Source organism: Chryseobacterium sp. RLHN22, assembly GCF_051011795.1.
GTDB lineage: Bacteria > Bacteroidota > Bacteroidia > Flavobacteriales > Weeksellaceae > Chryseobacterium > Chryseobacterium zhengzhouense.
This window is the reverse complement of the sequence record NZ_JBPCHW010000002.1, coordinates 59,803-79,942: the sequence shown is the minus strand read 5'-3', so window position 1 is coordinate 79,942 and position 20,140 is coordinate 59,803. Positions and strand designations below refer to the sequence as shown.

Here is a 20,140-nt window from a genome sequence, read left to right as displayed (position 1 = left end):
ATTATGAATGATTTTCAACTTTTTTTACAGAGTAGCATGATCTTCGCAGAAGGTCTTGCTGCTCTTGCATCTATTGTATTCTTCAGAAGAACAAGAGGAAGTCAGTACCGATATTTTTCAATATTCCTGATTTTTATTTTCTGCTGTGAAATGTTCGGCAAATTTGCAGAAAACTATATTTCTTACCCGAAAAATTTATTCTTCAATTACTTCGTCATTCCCATAGAATTTATTTTTTTTTACTGGCTTTACGCTTATCAGTCTCTCAAAAATAAAAAGTTGTTTTTTATATTTTCCGCAATTTTCCTGTTGGCATTCATCCCAAATGAACTTTATTTTGTAAAAAACAAGCATATTTTTTCTTTCAATTATACATTAGGAAGTCTGCTTTTGATGTTTTTGGTAATTATGGAATATTATAAACAGATTAACTCAGATAACATCTTAAATTTTGCCAAAAACAGGATGTTTTATATCAATCTTGGTGTAACTTTGTTTTATATAGGAACACTGCCTTTTTGGACATTTTATTTCCAGTTATTAGAACATAAGGAAATCTGGGGACTTTATTTCAGTTATTTTCTTATTTCCGGAATTATTATGTATCTGTTATTTGCAAGTTCATTTATATGGGGAAAACAGAATTATTCTTAACGACTATAATATTCAACATCTTTTTTGCGATGTTTATTGTCGCTGTGATGATTTATATCCGAAAATATAAACAGCGAAAAATAGAATACCTCAATGAAATTCAGCTTAAAAATGAAATTCATCAAAAGGAACTTTTAGCAACCCAACTCGAAATTCAACAGGCAACGATGCAGCAAATCGGTCGTGAACTTCATGATAATATCGGTCAGAAGCTTACTTTAGCAAGCCTTTATACTCAGCAATTGTTGTATGAAAATAAAATCGCAGGAGAAACAGAAAAAATTGATCAGGTATCACAAATTATCAATCAGTCTCTGCAGGATTTAAGGAGTCTTTCGAAAACGTTGACGGATGACAATATCAACCAAAAAGACATTACAACCTTAATTCAGGAAGAAGTAGACAATGCTAATATTTTGAAAAAATGTACAATTCATTTTGAACATCATTTCGAGAGCATCGACCTGAATTTTGTTCACAAAAATGTTTTGTTGAGAATTACCCAGGAGTTTATCCAGAACAGCATCAAACATTCACAATGTAAAAATATTTTCATTAAGCTCAATACTTCCGAACAAAACCTCTGGGAACTGAAAATAAAGGACAATGGAGTTGGCTTTGATCTTGAAAAAGTTCTTTCCAATGGCATCGGTCTTACCAATATGAAGAACAGAGCTACGATTATCGGAGCTGAATTCAGTCTTGAAAGTTCTGAAAACCAAGGAACTTCTATTGAAATTAAGTTAAAAAAACAGCCATGAAGAAGACTATTATAATTGTTGACGATCATCTGCTTATCGCCAAGGCACTCCAGGGAATTATCGACAACTTTACAGATTTTGAAGTTATTGATGTTGCTGAAAACGGTAAAGACCTCATCCAAAAACTTAGAAACACCGGAAAGCTTCCCGACATTATTCTTCTCGACATCAGTATGCCGGTAATGAATGGGTTTGAAACAGCTTTATGGCTGAAACAAAACCATCCTGAAATAAAAATAATGGCTCTGAGCATGCAGGGAGATGACAACAGTGTGATAAAGATGATTAAAAGCGGAGCTAAAGGCTATCTTTTGAAAAACACCCATCCTAAAGATCTTGAAAATGCACTTTCTAAACTAAGCAGTGATGGTTTCTTTTATCCGGAATGGGCCTCAAAAATCATTTTCTCAAGCATGAACGGTGATAATGCTAATGAAAAAATAGTGAAAATCTCTGAAAGAGAAAAAGAGTTTCTTACTTATACCGTTACTGAGCTAAGTTATAAAGAAATTGCCGAAAAAATGCATTGCAGCCCGCGAACTGTTGAAAGCTACAGGGATCAGCTTTGCGAAAAGCTTGATCTGAAAACCAGAGTCGGCTTGGCCGTTTTTGCTATTCGAAATGGTTTTGCAGAATCATAAGCAATCATCAAATGCTTATGATTAAAACAAAAAAGAAGCTTCTCAGCTTCTTTTTCTATTTTTATTTTTATTGTAAATGCATAAACTATTTTATACCTACTAATTCCACATCAAAAATAATGGTAGACCCTGGCGGAATTGCAGCTCCTGCCCCACGATCTCCATAAGCCAGATCCGAAGGAATATAGAATCTGTATTTAGATCCTTTGCTCATCAGTTGGATTCCTTCTGTCCACCCTTTAATTACGCCTCCAAGGTTGATATCCATTGCGTTACCGCCGTTTTTATCCGTAGAATCGAAAACAGTTCCATCCAAAAGTTTTCCGGTATATTTCACCTGTACCACATCTGTTGCTTTTGGTTTTGTTTTACCGTCACCTTCCTGCAATACTTCATATTGTAAGCCTGAAGCTGTAGTTTTCACTTTAGGATTAGATTTATTTTTTGTAAGAAACTCCTGTCCTTTTTTCTTATTTTCACCTGCTTGTGCTAAAGCCTCAGATTGCTTTTTTTCATTCTGCTTCTGCATGAATTCCTGCATGAAAGTATTCATTTCTTCAGCAGGCATAAGCTTCTTGGTTCCTGCCATCTCTTCTTTAATAGCCTGAGCCAAAAGATCTGCATCTACTTTGAAGCCTTCATGCTTCATATTCTGAGCAATATTTAAGCCTATATAATAGGAAGCTTTTTGTTCGTCTGTATATTTATTGTCGCTCTTTCCTTCATTTTTCTGAGCGCAAGAAATACTGAATATTGATATGCAAAATAATGCAATGATCTGTTTTTTCATTTGATTTTTATTTACCATTAATTGCTGCAAATCTATCATTAATTGTACAAACTTCCCTGCTTTACAATTTTTTTTCTGTTAAAAATTTTTAAAATCGGAAGAATTTGGGCAAAACTACAACCTTTCCTGTTCATCAGCCTTCTTAATAGTTTTCGTATTTTTCACCGACTGATTTCCGAAATTATATTTAAGTGAAAAAGTAAACCCCTGTGTATCCTGATAATCTAAAAAATAATTGTCCTGATTGCCATATTTTGTACTTATTTTCTGCTGAGTAGACCGGAAGATATCATTAAAAATAAATGCTGCTTCCAGTTTTTTATTGAAAAATTTTCTGTTCATTACAAAATAAGCAGACCACTGACTGGAAATTCGGAACGTTCCCTGGATCGCCGGAGAATAATAATTATGACCAACCTCCATTTTCCAATCTGAGCTTTTATCTAAAGTAAAACTTGTAGAGATAGTCGAAACTAAGTTCCAGATCTGATTTTTGTTTAAAGCGCCATCAATTCCCGTGAAATAATTTTCATTGTGCTCTATATTTTCAGAGACAATTAAATTCCACCAAGGTTTGATTTCAAAATTTTTGTAAAGACTCATTCCAAAAGCCTCTCCTTTTTCAATATTGGTGTAATAATAAACCAGGTTATTGTTTTCATGTTGCTGGAAAGAGATTTCCATTGAAGGAAAAAGTTCTTTCCGGTAGTAAAAATCGACATTCCAGTTTTTAAATGAATAAGTGAAATTTAAATTGTGAATAATGGTTGCTTTCAACTTCGGATCACCCTGATAATAGGAGAATAAATTGTAGTAAGATTTTGCCGGATTCAACCATGAATATGAAGGTCTGCTGATTCTTTTCCCGTATGAAAAACCAAATTCATGCTTATTCTCTGTGGTATACTGTGCGTAAAACGTCGGAAATAAACTCCAGTAATTATTTTTATTTACTTCATAAGGCTCAGACACTATACCTTCCAGATCTGTCATTTCAGCACGAAGTCCGCCTTTGAAATTCCATTTACCGATGTTGTAAGCCAATGAAGTATAGACTGCAAAATTGTGTTCTTTATAATCAAAAAGACTGCTTTTTTCCGGTCTGTATTGAAATGAGCCGTTTTCGTTATCTGAAAAATCCAGCTTACTGTCGGTTTTTACAAAACTGTATTTTGTCCCAGCTTCCAATTCCATTTTATCACCTTTCCACTGATAATCAAATTGTGTGGAATATAGTTGGACATCGCTCTTATTGTCTGTCATAAAATTCGTTTCCCGAGGACTTTGATTGGCAAAATTCAGATAAGTAAGAACATTTTGATATTTCGTTGAATTATTCCCCGTAAAATAATTTATCCATGAAAGGCTGCTTTTTTTATTCAGTTTTCTGTCAACCTGAAAGCTCAACGAGTTATTGATTGTTCGCGAATGATGGTCATTAATGGTGGTATAATCTGATTCAGCAATGTTTTGAGAATTATAAATTACAGTCGGAACATTGTATGTTCCAAAAGATCTTGGATTAAAATACCCCGAATAATTTAGACTTGCTGTTGTAAGACTGTCTATCTCATATTCAACATTAAAATTTACTGTATTCTGGTTTTTAGCTTTGTCTTTTCGGTTCATCGTATTAATCCACGTTGTACCGTCTTCAGGATAACTTACATATCCCGTTTCTTCTCTGTAGTAAGTTCCTGTTCCCCGGAAATAACTTCCCATTAACGAAAGCTTATCTTTTTTATAATATTGTGAAAGACCTGCAACTCCTTTTGCATATTGGGTCTGAATATATTTTGAAGAAAGAATTCCGCGATAGCCTTCGATTTTATTTTTCTTCATGATAATGTTTAAAACAGCCCCTCCTTCCGCTTCATATTTTGCAGGCGGATTGGTAATCACTTCCACAGATTTCACATCATCACCTTGAGTATTTTCAAGAAGATTCTTGAGTTCTTCACCAGTCATCATCACTTTTTTATCGTTGATGGTAATCAAAACTGAAGTGCCACCTTTTACGGCCAGAACATCATTATTAATGGTCACCTGCGGTGTTTTCTTGAGGATTTCCCAAGCGTTAAGTGACGAAATATTTGAATTTTCAACATTAAATTCCAGTCGGTCAACTTTTCTTTTTACTAAAGGCTTTTTCTTGGTTAATGTTACGCCTTCAATGTCTTTCTGATTGTTTTTTAAAATGATACTTAAAATCTCGTTATCGTTTTTAGCATCAACCAATTTTTCAAATGAAAGGTATTTTTCATCGTTAATTTTAAGCTTAAATGATTGTGTCGAAAGATTTTCAAATGAAAAATTTCCCGCTGAATTCGTGAATATACTTTCAACTAAAATATTTTCAGAATTATACAGTTCAACTTTCACAGAATCGAGTTTTTGTTTTTCAGCATTCAAAACGGTTCCAGAGATTTTCTGGGACTGAGAAAAAACTAAAACAGGAAAAATAAGGCATAAAAGATATTTGTACATTTCAGTAATTTTTAAAGTTAATTCAATTGTGTTTGATTTTACTGGTACAAAATTCTTTCTTGCAGCCGAGAATTTGGGTTAATGGAAGGTTAACGCGAGGTTAATGATAAAAGCGCATTTACTAATTATATATATTTGCCTTAATGATTTCAAAAAGTAAATATCTTGTTTGGCTGTTTGCCGGTTTATTTCTGCTTTTGCTGGGAATTCAGGTATATTTCATGTACAAAACCTATCAGGTAAAGAAGCGTGATATTTATGCAAGCGTTCTTTCTAAAATTACCAAGTATATAGATAATTTGGAAGATTTGGGAGAACTCAACGTACATAAAAGTAATGATTCAAAAGATGTTCTTGCAAAATTTGCAGATAAAGAAATCAGCAAAAAAGAATTTTTAAGTTATTTTGACGAGCATAGAAATAAAACAAAAAATAGGCTCAGCGATTACATTGACCATCAATTTGAAAAAGAAGGCTATAAGGTTGCTACAAGAATCGTGTATTTATCGGTAATTTCCATTCCGGACAGCACAAAATTAATTGACAAACCTATCATTCTTTATGAAACAAGAAACAAAGTTGTAAAACCCGGAATCTCGCAAACCGGAAAATGGGAAACCTCATCGACTTCGACTTCGGAAAAAGGCGAAAAACCTGATAAAAATGATTCTTTTATTGTAAAAAGCCAGACCGACTTTGAGATCTTAAACATTAATTACATTGTTTTTAAAGAACTCACATTACTTATTTTATGCTGTATCGCGTTACTTATAAGCGTTTTACTTTTATATCTTTTCACAATAAAAAATTTAATTAAACAACAAAAGCAGGTTGAAGTTCTGCATACAGTAGTCGACAATATTTCCCATGAATTCAAAACTCCGATCGCCACGTTGAAAATTGCTTCAAAAACATTAAAAAAAGAATACAGTCCTGAAATATTCCCATTAATAGATCGACAAATTTCGAGACTGGAAGATTTGATGCTGCAGCTTCACGCAGAAGAATCGGAAGAAGAAAATTCGACAATACAGCCAAAAGATTGGGATTTTTTCATAAAAGATTTAGCATTTACTTATCCTGAAACTGGCTTTGAACTAAAAAATTCGGTTTTATCAGAACTTCCGTTTGACAAAAAATTAATGGAAACAGTGATTAAAAATCTTTGTGAAAACAGTGTAAAATACGGAGCATCACAAATTAAAATTGATTTAAAAACCATTCAAAACAAGCTGGAAATCATAGTTTCAGACAATGGAAACGGAATTGAGCAAAAAGAACTGAAAAATATTTTTGAAAAATTCTACAGAATACAGTCGAATAATATCCATAACAGTAAAGGTTTAGGTTTAGGTTTATTTTTCGTGAAGAAAATTATTGAAAAGTACAACGGTAAAACAGACGTTTCAAGTGTAGTAAAAGAAGGAACAACTTTTAAAATCTCAATTCCTTATGAGCATTAAAATTCTACTGGCAGAAGACGATTCAGACTTTGGGATGATTCTAAAACAATATCTCGAGCTGGAAGATTTTGAAGTTTCGTGGTTTCAGAATCCTGAGGATGTTGTCTCTATTTTGCAGACCGGTTTTAATTTCCATATTGGAATTCTAGATATTATGATGCCCAATATTGATGGCTTTTCTTTGGCTAAAATGATTTTAAAAGCGAAACCTAATTTTCCGCTTTTGTTTTTAACGGCAAAAAATCAGAAAATTGATCGTTTAACCGGACTGAAAATCGGAGCCGATGATTATATTGCAAAACCCTGCGACCCGGAAGAACTTATTCTCAGAATTAAAAATATTCTGAAAAGAACATTAGCTTCTGAAACAGTTACTCAACACAAGATCGGAACTTATATTTTAGATACAGAAAAGCTCCTGCTTATTCACCCAAAAGAAAAAATCAGGCTAACCATTCGTGAAAATGAATTGCTGCTTTATCTTTTAAAATTCAATCACAAAACCATAAAACGTGATGATATTCTTGATAATCTCTGGGAAACCAATGATTATTTTACAGGAAGAAGTCTTGATGTTTTTATCAGTCGGTTGCGAAAATACTTTCAACATGATTCCGAAATAAAAATCCAATCCCTGCGAGGAATTGGATTTGAAATTGATTTTCCGGAGAATTAATTTTTAAAACTGCAGTTCAGTCAAAACCGGGAAATGATCTGAAGGATACAGCAGATTTTCTCTTCTGTCGTTAATGTGTCTCTGAGATTTTATCTTAAAGCCTTTCACAAAAATATAATCGATTCTTTCCTGAGGCACTTCGGTTACATTGAACGCCGTAAATGTTCCTTTAGGACCATAAGGTTTTTTCTCAGAATTATAGAAACTGTCTTTTAGGTTTTGAGAAATTATTTTTATAGGTTCCGTGTCGTCTGTCAAGTTAAAATCTCCGCTTAACGTTAGAGGTAAATTTTTAGGATTGATCTCTTTAATTTTCTTTAAAATCAGATCTGCAGATTTCACTCTTGCCACATTTCCCACATGATCAAAGTGTAGATTCATTGCCAGAAATTCTTTTTTTGATTTTTTATCCTTAAAAACAGCATACGTACAAACTCTGTTGTAAGCAGCATCCCATCCTTTCGATGGTTTTTCCGGAGTTTCCGAAAGCCAGAATGTTCCTGACTTTACTACTTGCAATTTTTCGGTATCGTAAAATATAGCAGAAAATTCTCCTTTTTCTTTACCATCATCTCTTCCTACCCCGACATAATCATAATTTTTCAATCCGGTTTTAATATCTTTCATTTGCTCAGGAAGCGCTTCCTGAACTCCGAAATAATCGGGATGATAATATGCTAAAAGATCAATTGCATCCTCCTTCCTGTTCGTCCAGGAGTTTTCTTTATCTGACTCTACATTGAGCCTGATGTTGAATGACATTACTTTTAAATTCTGAGAAAAGCTCCATGCAAAAACAAGCATAAACAGAGCTGAAAATCTGAAATTCATTAGGGTTTAATTTTAATTACGGAACAAAAATAAAACTTCTCTTTCAGAGAGAAGCTTTATTGTGATGATTATATTTGTTAAATTGTATTTTAATTCGACTTTTTTGCTTTAATCATTGCTTCCAGAGCATCCCACATTTCCTGCGGAATATCTTCGAGCATATTAAATTCTCCTGCACCCTGAAGCCATTCACCACCGTCGATGGTCACAACTTCTCCGTTCATATAAGCCGAATAATCGGATACTAGATATGCTGCAAGATTCGCCAGTTCCTGATGTTCTCCAACTCTTCTTAAAGGAACTTTTTTCCGCATATCAAATTTTTCATGCAAATCTCCCGGAAGCAATCTGTCCCATGCTCCTTTAGTCGGAAAAGGTCCCGGAGCAATTGCGTTGAAACGAATTCCGTATTTTGCCCACTCAACAGCGAGACTTCTTGTCATCGCTAAAACTCCTGCCTTCGCACAAGCGGATGGAACGACGTATGCAGAACCTGTCCAAGCATAAGTTGTGACAATATTTAAAACCGTACCGGAAGTTTTTGAATCAATCCAATGCTTTCCGACGGAAAGTGTGCAGTTTTTTGTTCCTTTTAATACAATATCTAAGATAGAATCGAATGCAGAATGTGTTAATCTTTCTGTTGGCGAAATGAAATTTCCTGCTGCGTTATTTAAAAGGATATCAATTTTTCCGAATTCTTTTAATGCAGCCTCTTTCATAGCCTCTACTTCATCCCAATTTCTTACATCACAGGCAACGCAAAGAACTTTCCCGCCCGTCTGTTCTTCCAGTTCTTTTGCCGTAACCTGAAGTTTTTCCAAGTTTCTCGATGTGATGACCACTTTTGCACCTAATTCAAGAAAATACTTGGTCATTGCTTTCCCGAGACCACTTCCACCACCCGTGACAATGGCAACTTTATCCTTCAGAGCGTCTTCACGCAACATCGGTTGTGTATAAAGATTCATATTTTATTTTTTCTTAAAAATAATAAATATTAAAATGTGATGCTTTAAAATGAATTAAGAAATGATGCTGTAAATAATTATTCTGGTTTTACCGCAAAAGAATCAAAAGATTTTATGGTGGAAAAGAATTCAAAAGTTTATAAAAGTTGTCGGTTATATTTTGTTATCAACTTCGCGGATTCAAACCTCATAGGTTTTCAAAAACCTATGAGGTTTAGTTTATTATAACAGTCGCAAGTTCGCAAGCCCAGATAGAAACGGCATGCTTTTTTGTTGTGGCTGGATCCCTAAACTTGGGAGAAAGCCGTAACAAAAAAATATAGTGGATAGGTTGAAATAGCTTCAAATAAAAACAAAACAGCCTGACAAAAAATTTATCAAGCTGTTTTATATTGAACAAGATTAAATTAATTATTTCACAATTCCTTTGAAAGAAAGAGTTTTAGGTGTTTTGCTGTCACTTGTCGTAACATTTACCGTTTTCATGAATGCCCCTGTAGCAGCTGCATTATAACTTGCTTCAACAAAGCCTTTTTTGCCTGGCTGAATAGGCGTTTTTGTGTAATCTGCAGTTGTACATCCGCAAGATGGTGCTACATTTTCAATAATAATCGGCTTTGAACTGGTATTTGTAAATTCAAATCTGATCAATTTTGGTTTTCCTTGAGGAATAGTTCCTACATCAATCGACTCCGACTTCCATGTAATTGCAGCTTTTACTGTTTTTACAATCGAAGCAGGTGTTACCGGAAATACATTTGCATAAAATGGTGAAAATGCCATAACTGCAAGAACTGCTGTAATTTTAAGATTTTTCATAGTGTAAATTTTAAATCAAATATTATTTTTTGTTGTTACAAATGTAGAACAGATTGCAGTTGAAAATTGTTAATCGTTATCAAACATTTGTTAACGAGTTGTTAACAGTAAAAAAATTATAAATATTTTTGGATAATATTGCTTCTGAAAATGGAAATCAAGAAACTCAATATTGTTATAAGCCTTGGCCTGGTCGCTATCATCGGAATTTTGATAGCTCAATTGTTATGGACAAAGCAGGCTTATAATCTTGAGGACAGAAAATTTAATCAGAAAGTAAATATCGCCTTGATGGAGGTTGTCGAAAAAATGTCTGAAGGAAAAAGCTCTTTCACGGAAAACCCGGTTCAGATTATTGCGAACGATTATTACGTAGTAAATATCAATAATGAATTTCACCCTGCAGTTTTGGAGCATTATCTGAAAACAGAATTTACAAGATTTCAGATTAATACAGATTATGTTTATGCCTTGTACAATTGCCACAGCGACCAGATGGTTTACGGGAAATACATGAGCAGTCATCAGGAAGAACCAAGCGAAAAGGTAATTCAGTTTCCGAAGCATAAAAATCTTACATATTATTTTTCAATCCGTTTTCCTGATAAAACAACTTATCTCATCAGTTCTCTACGTTTTTGGTATCTGTTGACTTTTGCCCTCATCATCATTCTTTTAGTGTATGTTTATTCAATCTACACAATCATTCAGCAGAAGAAATTTTCAGAATTACAGCGTGATTTCATCAACAACATGACGCATGAGTTTAAAACACCTTTGTCATCAATACTTTTAGCTTCGGAATCGCTCAATAAACAGGAAATTATTCAGCAGAATTCGAAGTTAAAGACTTATACATCTATTATCATCAACCAAAGTTTTAAACTGAATAACCATATCGAAAAAATACTGAATATTGCTAAAAATGATGCTTCGGGATTGTCGTTAAAACCGCAAAAAATCATTTTACTGCCTTTCATTCAGGAAATTGTCGAAAATATTAAACATAAAAATGAAAATGTTTCGATCAAAATAAATATTGAAGATACCATTTCAATTGTTGCGGATGAATTTCACTTTACCAATATCATTTTCAATCTTTTAGAAAATTCTATCAAATATTGCGAAACAAAGCCGGAAATTATGATTTCGTCTGATAAAGACACAAAAGGCTTATATTTAAAATTTAAAGACAATGGAATGGGAATTCCTGCTAAGAGTCTCAATTATATTTTTGATAAGTTTTACAGGGTAAATGCAAATAAAAGTGATGAAATCAACGGTTTCGGACTGGGTTTATTTTACGTAAAAAAAGTAGTGCAGCAGCACGGATGGAAAATATATGTTGAAAACAACAGCGATAAAGGAATTACGGTTACCCTATTTATTCCGTTTAATTAATTTGCATACATGATGGAAAAATCTAAAATTTTATATGCAGAAGACGATCCTACCATTGCTTTCCTTATTCAGGACAGTTTGGAAAACTATTATGAAATTAAGCATTATTCTGACGGAAAGTCTGCATTGGAAGCTTTTGCTACCAACGATTTTGACCTGTGTCTTCTTGATATCATGATGCCTGAAATCAATGGTTTTGATCTGGCTCAGGAAATCAGAAACAGGAATGCTGAAATTCCCATTATTTTCACTTCGGCTAAAGCCTTAAAAGAAGACAGAATTAAAGGATTAAAAATCGGCGCTGATGATTATCTGGTAAAACCTTTCAGCATCGAAGAATTGATTTTAAAAATTGAAGTCTTCTTAAAACGTTCAAAAAAAACAGAATCTTTCCCGCAAAGATTTAAGGTTGGAAAATATGATTTTGATCCTAAAAACTATACGTTACATAATTCACAGAATATAATTACTCTTACCCAAAGGGAATCTGATTTACTTTTCTATTTTATAAGTCACAAAAATTCTGTCCTGAAAAGACAGGACATTCTGAAGGCAATTTGGGGTGATGACGATTATTTCATGGGACGAAGCCTGGATGTTTTTATCTCAAGGCTGAGAAAGATATTTGCTGATGAAGAAAGTATTGTCATCGAAAATCTGCATGGGATTGGATTTCGTTTTTCTGAGAAATAATTTTTTTTGGTTAATCGCTAAGACGTAAAATTTAATTTAAAATATTGTTAAGATGAAAGGATTTTATCTTCGATAAAACTTACCATCACTGCTTTACTGAATATCTTTGATTTTTCTTGCGCCTTAAAAAACACCACACAGATGAAAAAGCTTTGCGTCTTTGTGATTAACCAACAATCAATTTTCCCATTTTAAACAAATAAAAGCCATAAATAATTATTCTTCAATTTTATCTAAATTTACTTTCCGAAAAAGTATTCATATATGAAAACATCAGGACATCCTATTTTTCTATTTCTATTATTATTTAGTTTACATTTTAACGCTCAAAAATTCGAAAAACTCTATCAATATGTCAATCCGTTGATCGGGACAGAAAAAATGGGACATACTTATCCCGGCGCTACTGCACCATTTGGAGCCGTTCAGTTAAGTCCTGAAACCGATACTATTTCTTATGAAATGAATGGAAAATACAACGGTGATGTTTATAAATATTGTGCAGGGTATCGTTACGAAGACAAAACTATTGTTGGTTTCAGTTCAACACATTTCAGCGGAACCGGACATTCAGACCTTGGAGATTTTCTTGTAATGCCAACCGTAGGAAATCTTCAATTGAACCCTGGAGCAGCAACGAATACTGAAAGTGGCTACAAAAGCAGATTTTCACATCAAAATGAAACCGCAGAAGCAGGATATTACAAAATAAAACTGGATGATCACAATATTTTGGCTGAATTGACTTCCACAACAAGAGTTGGAGTTCATCGCTATACTTTTCCAAAATCAGATCAGGCTCACATCATTCTGGATCTGATGGCCGGAATTTACAATTATGAGGGAAAAAACGTTTGGACTTACATTCGTGTGGAAAACGGAAATACAATTACTGGTTACCGTCAAACCAACGGTTGGGCAAGAACAAGGACCATTTATTTTGCGATGAAATTTTCAAAGCCATTTAAATCTTACGGTCAGAAAAACTATGATGAGAAACAGGTTTACAATGGATTTTGGAGAAAATTCGACCAAACCAAAAACTTCCCTGAGATCGCAGGAAAAAATCTGAAAATGTATTTTGATTTTGACACCAATGAAAATGAAGCTATTGAAGTTAAATTGGCAATATCACCTGTAAGTCAAGCCAATGCATTGGAAAATTTAGAAAAAGAAGCCGGAAATTTATCTTTTGACCAAGTAAAAGCGCAGACTCAGCAAAACTGGAATAAAGAATTAAATAAAATCGTCATCAAAGGTTCTGATACCGAAAAAACGAATTTTTACACAGCAATGTATCACACTTTCATCAATCCAACAACGTACATGGATGTGAATAGCGAGTATAAAGGTTTAGATCAAAATACTCACAAAGCAGAAGGTTTCACGAATTACACAACGTTCTCACTTTGGGACACATATCGTGCGCTGCATCCTTTCTTTAATATCATTCAGCCGAAAAGAAATGGTGATATGGTAAAATCGATGATGGCTCATTATGATCAGTTTTCAATGAAAATGTTGCCGATCTGGTCGCATTATGCGAACGACAACTGGTGTATGAGCGGTTATCACAGTGTGAGTGTGGTTGCAGATGCAATCATTAAAGGAAATTACGGTGGTGATGCCAAAGAAGCTTTGAAAGCCTGCGTTGCTACGGCAAACAAAAGAGATTACGAAGGAATCGGGCAATATATTGATTTAGGCTACATTCCTTCTGAGAAAAACGGAACTTCAGTTTCGAACACTTTAGAATATGCTTACGACGACTGGGCTATTGCCCAATTGGCGAAACATTTGGGAGAAACGGAGATCTACAATCAGTTCATCAAACGTTCTGAAAACTGGAAAAATAATTTTGATAAAACAGTCGGATTTATGCGTCCTCGTTTATCGGACGGAAGCTTTAAGAAAGATTTTAATGCCTTGAGTACGCACGGACAAGGCTTCATCGAAGGAAATTCCTGGAATTACAGTTTCTTCGTTCCTCAAAATCCTGATGAATTAATTGCTTTGATGGGCGGAAAGAAAAGATTCGTTTCAAAACTGGATGAACTGTTCACGATGCATTTGCCTGATGAGTTTTTTGCTGATACGGAAGATATTACACGGGAAGGAATTATCGGAGGATATGTTCATGGGAATGAACCGGCACATCATGTGGCTTATCTTTACAATTGGGCAGGACAACCCTGGAAAACGCAGGCACAGATCAGAAGGATTTTAGAAATGCAATACAAAGCAAGTCCGGATGGATTGGGCGGAAATGACGATGCAGGACAAATGAGCGCATGGTATATTTTGAGCTCGCTTGGCTTTTATCCTGTTGCTCCCGGTTCGGAAGATTATGCGATTGGAAGTCCGGCAATTGATCATGCTGTTTTGAATTTAGAAAACGGAAAAACATTTGAAATTGAAGCGATCAATCAAAGTGCGAAGAATGTGTATGTTCAAAAAATTCTTTTGAATGGAAAGGAAATTAAAAACTTTACGTTGAAACATTCTGAGATTATGAATGGTGGAAAACTGAGTTTTTATATGTCTTCTAAACCGAAAAAATAGTTTTGGGGTTAAACACAAATTACACGAATATTTTACACGAATTTCACAAAGAAAATCATATAATATTTTCATAGTTTGTCATTCGGGATGAAGCGAATGCAGAATAAAGAATCTATTTTACATTAAAGATTTCTCCTTTGTCGAAATGACAAAAAAGGTTGATTTTTTTCTCTCACAGATTTTTCAGATTACGCAAATTTTGAATTTTTGAATATGAAATCTTAAATAGAAAGTCAATCCGTATTTTGCATACGACAATCTTCATTTTGCATACATCCAAATTTTGATTTCTCATCAACTTTGTTTTATTAAAAATCAAGACAAAATGAAAAAAGTAAAATTAGGAAATCAGGGATTAATTATTCCGAATATCGGTTTGGGATGTATGGGAATGACTGGTTTTGGCGATGCCGATATGTATGGGAAAACGGATGAGCAGGAAGCGATTGCAACTATTCACCGTTCTTTGGAATTGGGCGGAAACTTTCTCGACACTGCCGATTTGTACGGTCCTTTTAAAAATGAGCAGTTGATTGCAAAAGCTATTGAAGGCAATCGTGACCAATATATTATTGCGACAAAATTCGGTTGGGAAATCGATGATAATGAGCAAGTCACGTGGAAAATCAACGGAAGTAAAGATTATGTGAAAAAGTCGGTTGAACGTTCTTTGAAAAATCTGAAAACCGATTACATCGACCTTTATTATATGCATCGTCTCGATAAAAATGTTCCGGTTGAGGAAACGGTTGGAGCAATGAGCGATTTGGTGAAAGAAGGAAAAATCGGTTATATCGGTTTGTCGGAGGTTGGTTCTGAAACGGTGAAAAGAGCACACGCTGTGCATCCGATTTCGGCAGTTCAAAGTGAATATTCTCTGTTTGAAAGAACCGTTGAAGAAAAAGGCGTGATTAAAACGCTGAACGAACTGGAAATTGGTTTTGTGGCATATTCTCCGTTGGGAAGGGGATTTTTGTCCGGAAATATCAAAACGATTGACGATTTGCCGGAAAATGATTTCCGAAGAGGGATTCCGCGTTTTCAGGGGGAACATTTTCATAAAAACATCGAATTGGTGGAAGCCATTGAAAATATGGCGAAGGATAAAGGAATTACGTCCTCCCAACTAGCTTTGGCGTGGATTATCAGTAAAGGGATTGTTCCGATTCCGGGAACGAAACGCAGAAAATATCTTGAGCAGAATATTGAAGCGGCAACTATCCAACTGAGCGAATCTGACATTGAAAAGCTGGAAAGTATTGTGCCTTTGGGAACGGATACTGGAGCAACTTATGATGAGTTTGGAATGGGACTTTTGGATTATTAAATTTTTAAAAATTCTCGCTGATTTAGCCAATTTTGCTGATTTTAAAGTTTACTTAATAATCTTAACTTGAATAAACTTTGTTTATTACTTTTTTTCAACATTAAGAATTTAAGAATATCTTACAGTTAAATGAGTTAAGAATTAATAAATTAATTCTTGATTAAATTTGTTAAGAATAACGCTTAAAAACCTTCAATTCTTAATGTTGAAAATCTAAGACTAGTAATTTAAAAAATCTTTAAATTAAAATACAAAGTTGAAACGCAATACGATTGCGCCCCGGCTTGAACGGAGCTCTTTTTGCGGAACGAAGTGGAGCAAAAAAGCGGGAGTGGAAGACGGATAAAGGCGCCCAAACCTAACAAAGTGGTTCGACGGAGTCAAATAATAACTATCTTTAATATTTAGAATTTCAAATTATGAACACGATAAAATCTATTTCGGCTTTTCACAGGCTGCTTTCGCTTCCGGAACCAAAGCATCCGATGGTGAGCGTGGTGAATCTTTCGGAAAGTGTTTTCATTGAAGATGACGTGTGGAAGGGCTTTGTGAGCCGATATTATTGTGTTGCCCTGAAACGGAATGCGACCGGAAAAATAAGATATGGACAGCAGCATTACGATTATGATAAGGGTGTGCTGAGTTTTACGGCGCCAAATCAGGTACAATATCTCGATTTGAAAACGATGGATTGTGAAAATACGGGTTATCTTTTGATTTTTCACGAGGATTTTCTGCTGAAACATTCTTTGGCGAATACAATTTCTTCTTACGGATTTTTCTCTTACGCCGTGAATGAAGCACTGCATCTATCTGAAGATGAAGAAAATAACCTGCTTGAAATTCTAAATAAAATCGATAAAGAATGTGAGCATATCGACCAGCATACGCAGGAAATTATTTTGTCGCAGATCGAGTTGCTTTTAAATTATTCGAAGCGGTTTTATGAAAGACAATTCATTACCAGAAAAAGTGGAAATCATCAGCTTTTGGCTAAATTTGAAAAGTTTCTGAATGATTATTTTGATAAAGAATCTTCCGAAAAAGGATTGTTGACCGTTTATCAAATTGCTGAAGCGATGAATCTTTCCCCGAATTATCTGAGTGATCTTTTGCGCATCCATACCGGACAAAATACACAACAGCACATCCACGAAAAGCTCATCAGCAAAGCGAAAGAGAAACTTTCTACAACGGAATTATCGGTAAGTGAGATTGCTTATGAACTGGGATTTGAGCATTCGCAGTCATTTTCTACGTTGTTTAAGAAGAAGACGAGTTTGTCGCCGTTAGAATTTCGGCAGTCGTTTAATTGATATTTTTTCTCCCGTAGATTGAGCTGATTACGCAATTTTTTTCATCTGCTTGATTTGCTTAATCTGCGAGAGTTTAAATTTTGGCTAAAGTATTTTCGAAAACATCTTCCCTGATGTTTTTTTTATGCGTTCTTCCCCACTCAGAAAGTGCCATAATCACCGGTTTTAAAGTTCTGCTGTAATCTGTGGAAAGGTATTCTACCACGACAGGTGTCTGTTCGGCGTGCACGACCCTTTTGACAAAACCGTTCAGCTCCAGATCCTTTAGTTCATTCGACAGAACTCTTGCAGAAATCCCGGTAACGATTCTTTGCAGCTCGTTAAACCGAATGCTTCCGTGTTCCTGCAATGCAATGATGATTTTCAGTTTCCACTTTCCACCGATGACGTAAATCGCATCTTCTACAGAAGACAGACTTTCTGTACATCTGGCTTTGGTCATCGGCTCTTCCAGTTCGATATTATTTTCCATAATGATTTTTAACTTACCCAAAGGTTACTACTAACCTTTTGTTCACTACTTACTTTTGATAAGCAAATGTACATAATTTTGCTGTAGAAATTTTAATCATTAAAAATGAGTTAGCTGAAAAGCAATTCTAAAAAATTTAAAAATAATTATTTACATATGAAAAATGTACTTCACATCATCACAAGTCCTAGAAAAGATTTGTCTGCGAGCAGAAAATTAGGAAAAGCAGTTATCGAAAAAATTCAGGAAAAATACTCAGATGCTGTCTTAAAAGAACGTGATCTTACGACAAACCCGACTCCACTTTTGGATGAGTCCCACATCAATACTTTTTTTACGCCGGCTGAAAACCATTCTACAGAGCAACAATCCATCAACAAATATTCTGAAGATTTGATTTCTGAATTAAAAGAAGCCGATATTATTGTTATCGATTCCCCAATGTACAATTTTTCCGTTCCTGCAACGCTGAGAGCTTATCTTGATTTCACTTCGAGAGCCGGATATACTTTTAAATATGACGAAAACGGACCAAAAGGCTTGTTGAATGACAAAAAACTATATATCGCTTTTACCTCAGGAAATGTTTATTCCGAAGGCCCTTTCCAAGTGTTTGATTCCAATGTTCCGTATATTAAAAATGTTTTTGGATTCTATGGAGTTTCGGATGTAAGTGTTTTCCGTGCTGAAGGTTTGGCAATTCCAGGAATTATGGAAAATGCTTTGAACAAAGGAATTGAAAGCATTGTTATTGACTGATTTTAATTAATTGTTAGAAATTTTCTCTCGCAGATCTAGCTGATAAAGCAGATTTTTCAACTTCAACATCTGCGAAATTTGCTTAATCCACGAGAGGCAAAACAAAAAAGACTGCAAAATTTGCAGTCTTTAATTTATTCTTCCACTTCAAAAAGCAAACGCTCTCCGAATTTTTCTTCATTGATTTTTCCGTTTTCGTAAACCAGATTTCCGTTGACGAAAGTGTGGGTAACTTTAGAATGAAATTCAGTTCCTTCCAGCGGGCTCCAACCGCATTTATAAAGGATATTTTCTTTTTCGACTGTCCAGTTTTGATTCAAATCAACCAAAACCAAATCCGCTTTGTAACCTTCTCTGATGAAACCTCTTTTTTCGATTCTGAATAAAATTGCAGGATTGTGAGCCATTTTTTCAACGATTCTTTCCAAAGAAATCTTTCCGTTTTTGTAATTTTCCAACATCACCACCAAAGAATGTTGAACCAAAGGTGCACCGGAAGGACATTTGGTGTAAACATTCTGTTTTTCTTCCCAAGTGTGCGGCGCGTGGTCGGTTGCAATCACATCGATTCGGTCATCCAACAACGCTTCCCAAAGTCCGTCCTTGTCTTTTTGTGTTTTAACCGCAGGATTCCACTTAATTAATCCGCCTTTCGTGTCGTAATCTTCGTTGGTGAAAGTCAAGTGATGAACACAAACTTCAGCCGTTATTTTTTTATCTTTTAAAGGAATATCGTTTCTGAAAAGCTCCGTTTCAATCGCTGTAGACAAATGGAAAACGTGAAGTCTTGCGCCGGTTTTCTTTGCCAGTTCAATCGCTTTTGAGGAAGATTTATAACAGGCCTCCTCACTTCTTATTAAATGATGAAATTTCACCGGAATATCTTCGCCGTATTCATCAAGATATTTTTGAGTGTTTTCTCTAATGGTTGCTTCATCTTCACAATGAACAGCAATCAGCATTTTGGTATTGCTGAAAATATTTTCAAGAGTTTCCGGATTATCGACCAACATATTTCCTGTTGACGAACCTAAAAACAATTTAATTCCGGGAACATTTCTTGGATTTGTTTTTAAAACTTCTTCGAGATTATCATTGGTGCCGCCCATCATAAAACCGTAATTGGCGAAAGATTTCTGAGAAGCGATCTCATATTTATCTGCTAATAATTCCTGTGTTACAGCATTTGGAACCGTGTTTGGCTGCTCAATAAAACTTGTAGTTCCACCGGCAATTGCAGAACGTGATTCTGTTTCAATGTCGCCTTTCCAGGTCAAACCCGGCTCGCGGAAATGAACCTGGTCATCAATCACTCCTGGTAAAAGATATTTTCCCGAAGCATCGATAATCTGGTCTGCATTTTCAGAAATATTGGATTGAATTTTAGAAATCAAATCGTTTTCGATAAGAATATCGCTTTGGATAATCTTTCCTTCATTGACGATTTGGGCGTTTTTTATTAGGATTTTCATGTATTACTTTTAAAAATTAGATTGATATTGCACAAATTTAATATT

The 20,140-nt window shown here is 34.7% G+C and carries 18 protein-coding genes; 11 read left to right on the top strand and 7 right to left on the bottom strand.

The features are described 5' to 3' along the window. Positions 1-3 precede the first annotated feature (3 nt). Genes ACR1PN_RS02675 through ACR1PN_RS02665 form a run of 3 tightly spaced genes read left to right on the top strand, consistent with a single transcriptional unit; the run spans position 4 to position 2,056 of the window. Complete coding sequence (locus ACR1PN_RS02675) at positions 4-654, top strand: hypothetical protein (RefSeq protein WP_433978768.1); 651 nt, start codon at positions 4-6, stop codon at positions 652-654. Further along, complete coding sequence (locus ACR1PN_RS02670; protein WP_433978767.1) at positions 630-1,415, top strand: sensor histidine kinase; 786 nt, start codon at positions 630-632, stop codon at positions 1,413-1,415. The genes ACR1PN_RS02675 and ACR1PN_RS02670 overlap by 25 nt, the downstream gene beginning before the upstream one ends. Further along, entirely contained in the window at positions 1,412-2,056 is a 645-nt protein-coding gene (locus ACR1PN_RS02665; RefSeq protein WP_378177167.1) for a response regulator, read from the top strand. Before ACR1PN_RS02670 ends, ACR1PN_RS02665 begins: the two co-directional genes overlap by 4 nt. Before the next feature lie 85 nt (positions 2,057-2,141). Here ACR1PN_RS02665 and ACR1PN_RS02660 read toward each other — a convergent pair whose 3' ends face one another. Further along, a complete protein-coding gene (locus ACR1PN_RS02660; RefSeq protein ID WP_433978766.1) occupies positions 2,142-2,846 on the bottom strand; it encodes an FKBP-type peptidyl-prolyl cis-trans isomerase in 705 nt (234 codons plus the stop codon). 114 nt (positions 2,847-2,960) lie between these two features. Then, positions 2,961-5,333, bottom strand: coding sequence for an outer membrane beta-barrel family protein (locus ACR1PN_RS02655; protein WP_433978765.1), 2,373 nt, complete (start codon positions 5,331-5,333; stop codon positions 2,961-2,963). 143 nt (positions 5,334-5,476) lie between these two features. On the opposite strand from ACR1PN_RS02655, the gene ACR1PN_RS02650 reads away from it, so the two are divergent. Further along, positions 5,477-6,796 (top strand): sensor histidine kinase, encoded by a 1,320-nt coding sequence (locus ACR1PN_RS02650; protein WP_433978764.1) that lies wholly within the window; start codon positions 5,477-5,479, stop codon positions 6,794-6,796. Continuing rightward, on the top strand, positions 6,786-7,472 hold the full coding sequence (locus ACR1PN_RS02645; RefSeq protein ID WP_378177158.1) for a response regulator transcription factor: 687 nt from the start codon (positions 6,786-6,788) through the stop codon (positions 7,470-7,472). Before ACR1PN_RS02650 ends, ACR1PN_RS02645 begins: the two co-directional genes overlap by 11 nt. Before the next feature lie 3 nt (positions 7,473-7,475). Here the strand turns inward: ACR1PN_RS02645 and ACR1PN_RS02640 are convergent, their stop codons facing one another. From ACR1PN_RS02640 to ACR1PN_RS02630, 3 genes are all read right to left on the bottom strand, one after another. Then, positions 7,476-8,303, bottom strand: coding sequence for an endonuclease/exonuclease/phosphatase family protein (locus tag ACR1PN_RS02640; RefSeq protein WP_433978763.1), 828 nt, complete (start codon positions 8,301-8,303; stop codon positions 7,476-7,478). Positions 8,304-8,392: 89 nt separating this feature from the next. Beyond that, positions 8,393-9,274 (bottom strand): SDR family oxidoreductase, encoded by an 882-nt coding sequence (locus tag ACR1PN_RS02635; protein ID WP_433978762.1) that lies wholly within the window; start codon positions 9,272-9,274, stop codon positions 8,393-8,395. A 411-nt stretch (positions 9,275-9,685) separates the two neighbouring features. Next, positions 9,686-10,093, bottom strand: a complete 408-nt coding sequence (locus ACR1PN_RS02630) for a DUF1573 domain-containing protein (RefSeq protein WP_378177149.1) — start codon at positions 10,091-10,093, stop codon at positions 9,686-9,688. Between the two features lie 150 nt (positions 10,094-10,243). Here ACR1PN_RS02630 and ACR1PN_RS02625 point away from each other — a divergent pair, with 150 nt between their 5' ends. The 5 genes from ACR1PN_RS02625 to ACR1PN_RS02605 all read left to right on the top strand — a co-directional run bounded on the left by ACR1PN_RS02625 (position 10,244) and on the right by ACR1PN_RS02605 (position 17,392). Next, positions 10,244-11,494, top strand: coding sequence for a sensor histidine kinase (locus ACR1PN_RS02625; protein ID WP_433978761.1), 1,251 nt, complete (start codon positions 10,244-10,246; stop codon positions 11,492-11,494). A gap of 12 nt (positions 11,495-11,506) precedes the next feature. Next, positions 11,507-12,187, top strand: coding sequence for a response regulator transcription factor (locus ACR1PN_RS02620; RefSeq protein WP_378177142.1), 681 nt, complete (start codon positions 11,507-11,509; stop codon positions 12,185-12,187). Positions 12,188-12,451: 264 nt separating this feature from the next. Beyond that, positions 12,452-14,749: a GH92 family glycosyl hydrolase gene (locus ACR1PN_RS02615; protein WP_433978760.1), complete on the top strand. Its 2,298-nt coding sequence runs from the start codon at positions 12,452-12,454 to the stop codon at positions 14,747-14,749. Positions 14,750-15,074: 325 nt separating this feature from the next. Next, a complete protein-coding gene (locus tag ACR1PN_RS02610; protein WP_433978759.1) occupies positions 15,075-16,076 on the top strand; it encodes an aldo/keto reductase in 1,002 nt (333 codons plus the stop codon). Between the two features lie 419 nt (positions 16,077-16,495). Further along, a complete protein-coding gene (locus tag ACR1PN_RS02605; RefSeq protein ID WP_433978758.1) occupies positions 16,496-17,392 on the top strand; it encodes a helix-turn-helix domain-containing protein in 897 nt (298 codons plus the stop codon). Between the two features lie 73 nt (positions 17,393-17,465). On the opposite strand, the gene ACR1PN_RS02600 is transcribed toward ACR1PN_RS02605, so the two are convergent. Beyond that, positions 17,466-17,864: a winged helix-turn-helix transcriptional regulator gene (locus tag ACR1PN_RS02600; protein ID WP_433978757.1), complete on the bottom strand. Its 399-nt coding sequence runs from the start codon at positions 17,862-17,864 to the stop codon at positions 17,466-17,468. A gap of 156 nt (positions 17,865-18,020) precedes the next feature. Here ACR1PN_RS02600 and ACR1PN_RS02595 point away from each other — a divergent pair, with 156 nt between their 5' ends. Next, positions 18,021-18,623 carry an FMN-dependent NADH-azoreductase gene (locus tag ACR1PN_RS02595; RefSeq protein ID WP_378177126.1) on the top strand — a complete coding sequence of 201 codons (603 nt, stop codon included), beginning with the start codon at positions 18,021-18,023 and terminating at the stop codon, positions 18,621-18,623. Between the two features lie 134 nt (positions 18,624-18,757). Here ACR1PN_RS02595 and ACR1PN_RS02590 read toward each other — a convergent pair whose 3' ends face one another. Continuing rightward, on the bottom strand, positions 18,758-20,095 hold the full coding sequence (locus ACR1PN_RS02590; protein ID WP_433978756.1) for a dihydroorotase: 1,338 nt from the start codon (positions 20,093-20,095) through the stop codon (positions 18,758-18,760). Between the last annotated feature and the right edge of the window lie 45 nt (positions 20,096-20,140).